Genomic DNA, 1,427 nt, shown 5'->3' with positions numbered 1-1,427 from the left:
AGCTCGACTTTGGCCATCAGGCCGCACGGCACAAAATGTAAAGCAGGGACTCTCGCAGAACTTTGGGAAGTTTTGCAATATGGGCTTTGCGAGGGGAGACGCGAAAACCCATCTGCGCCCAGTAGTGTTGACGCACAGCCGCCAAGGCATCGGCGAACGTGGGTCGCGGCTTGGTGTACCAAGCCTCCTGTGGAATAGGGAGTGTGCCTTGTCGCACGAGCCGATCCGCCAACAACGTTACGAGCGAGAACAGTGCCAGCAAGCACGGCGTGGTGCGAGCGATCGCGCGATCGCTCCCTTGTCGCTGGGTTTCGACGCCGAGGCTTTTTCGTACCTCTTGCAAGGTGACTTCCACTTGCCAGCGCCGCACGAACCAACTTACCATCGTGAGCGGACTCTGCCTGAGATCCGTACACAACAGAGCTTGGGGATCAAAGCGCTCTTGCGGGTCCCGGATCAGTACCCAGCGAATCGGCACCGGCGGCAAGCCGGTGTGATACCAAACCGCCGTGCGAGTACAGATCTCGATCAAACGATCTCCTTCTCCGTACCAGCCGGGTACGAGCAAGCGTTGCCAGCGAGTGGTCTGCTGGTTCAGAAGTTGCCGTAATGTGGGTAGCCGCTTGCCTTTTTTGCGAGGACGACCATTCGTGCCGGGTACGCGCAAGGGGGCCGGTTCGTAGAGAGCGGCATCCAGACGCAAGCGAGTGACGACGGTGATGCCTCGCTGTGCGAGTGCCTGCAACCACTCCAGGGCGGAGAAGGCGCTATCGGCCACAACCACCAGATCTCGGTTCGGTAACCAGCGCTGCGTTTGGCAGATCATCTGTCGCGCCCAGTCTAAAATCGGCTTATGACGTCGCCGGTATTTCCGCATATAACGCTCGCTCGGCGCCAGACACGTCAGAAAGGGCAGCGCCCACGTGCGAGCCGCCCAGGGCAGGGGCGCCAGAAGCATCAGGCTCACCCAACGTAACCCACTGGCTTTGACGAAATGAGAGTGCGAGCTACGAACGGGATCACGGTAGATGCCTTTGGCTCGAATCTGCTTGCCCCGTCGGCGCTCGATCGTATCATCAATCCCCAGCACAATCGGCCCGGTCGGCGAGAATCGGTTTACCAGCAGCACGAGCAAAAGGCGGCTGGCGATGCGGCCACTCCAGCGAGCGCGATTCAGCACCCGATGGTAATTGACGAAGCGGTGTTCGCCACCAAGTCCCACGATCCGCAAGCAACTCGTCACCGTCCGTTTGCCCGGAGCGAGAATGGCACCCAGCAACAATATTTGTGCAGAAAGCCAAACGCGAGGGGAAAACAAAGGAGCAAAAACGCTCAAAAGGGAAACAAACAATGGTGGCAAGGATGACCACTTCCCGGTTCATCTCCATAGTACTGGCCTTTTTCGAAATGGCCAAAGTCGAGCTTAG

1 protein-coding gene is annotated in these 1,427 nt (G+C 58.7%); it reads right to left on the bottom strand.

Going from position 1 to position 1,427, the window contains the following annotated elements; translation table 11 throughout:
• Nucleotides 1-16: 16 nt before the first annotated feature.
• The gene (locus AC0CYZ_RS15235) at nt 17-1,351 is read right to left on the bottom strand and encodes an IS701 family transposase (protein WP_472216757.1); all 1,335 of its coding nucleotides are present in this window, start codon (nt 1,349-1,351) and stop codon (nt 17-19) included.
• Nucleotides 1,352-1,427 lie beyond the last annotated feature (76 nt).

This window comes from Actinomycetospora sp., assembly GCF_055612215.1.
The sequence above is the reverse complement of the archived record's forward strand: the minus strand, read 5'-3'. Positions and strand labels throughout refer to the sequence as shown.